Annotated in this window: 1 protein-coding gene and 1 pseudogene; both read right to left on the reverse strand. The window is 64.2% G+C overall.

The window, feature by feature from the left end:
• The coding region (locus OP495_RS18115; protein ID WP_280571167.1) for an FAD-dependent monooxygenase at positions 1 to 747 on the reverse strand (747 nt) is incomplete at its 3' end.
• A gap of 47 nt (positions 748 to 794) precedes the next feature.
• Positions 795 to 1,041: pseudogene (locus OP495_RS18120) on the reverse strand (xanthine permease XanP); the annotation flags it as partial.

Below are 1,041 nucleotides of genomic sequence, written 5' to 3' on the forward strand. Positions count from 1 at the left end.
GTGCTGCGGGTCGTTCGCTGTCCCGGCAGGCAGGGGCACGTCGAAGAAACAGTAGAATTCCTGCGCGTCCTGGTCGTTACCGCCGCTGCCCATGGGCATCAGCGAGACGCGTTTGGCATCGCCGACGTATTGGTCCCAGTTGTTGAGCGGCGCCAGATCGTCGGCGGCGGCCACGCGTACGTTCCAGTTGACGTACCCGACGTACTGACGTTCCACGGCGCGCCCGGTGATCTTGCCGCGCAGCCGCGAGTGCGTGCCATCGGCGACCACCAGCAAGTCGGCGTGGAGGCTGCCACCATCCTCGAAATGTGCCGTGACGCCGTCGTCCGCCAGCGTGTAATCGTTGCAGCAACGCCCGAGCTGGATATGCTCGGCGCCGACTGCGTCGAAGAGTGTTTGCTGCAGGGCGGCGCGTGCGATGGGACAAGCGCGCTGCCCGACGTCCTCGAACAGCGGCGCGAGACTGAAATCCGTCAAGGTCCGCCCGTGGTGGGTGAGATAGCGCATGCGGGTCATCTCGCCGCTGAGACGCTCGATGGTGTCGCCGAGCCCTAGGCGGTGCATGATCTTGACCCCGTTGGGCCACAGGGAAATGGCCGCACCTATCGGGCGTATTTCCTGGACACGCTCGACGACGGTGACTCGGTGACCCTGGTGTTGAAAGGCAAGCGCGGTACTCAGGCCGCCCATCCCCGCGCCGACGACGATAACGTGCAAGGGAGAAACCTGTTGTGTTGAGCGAGACATGGCGAACTCCTTCAATCGATTGTTATGAGGGACGAAATTGTTATGGCTTACGAAGGCTGATTGGGTGCTGTGGCGCGTGGCGTTGCGTCGTCGGGCGCCTTGGCATCCTCGGTGCTGCCGGGCAGCAACAGGGTGCACAGGATGGCGGTCAACCCGCCGGTGGTGATCGGTGAAGAGAAGATGCGTTCGGCGGTCTCGGGCAGCCCGGCGAGGGCTTCGGGGACGAGCTGGACACCTAGCCCCATGCCCAGCGACACGGCGATGGTCATGATCGTCTTGCGGGTCATCGTCTGG

This window comes from Chromohalobacter sp. 296-RDG, from assembly GCF_029889885.1.
Classification (GTDB): Bacteria; Pseudomonadota; Gammaproteobacteria; order Pseudomonadales; family Halomonadaceae; genus Chromohalobacter.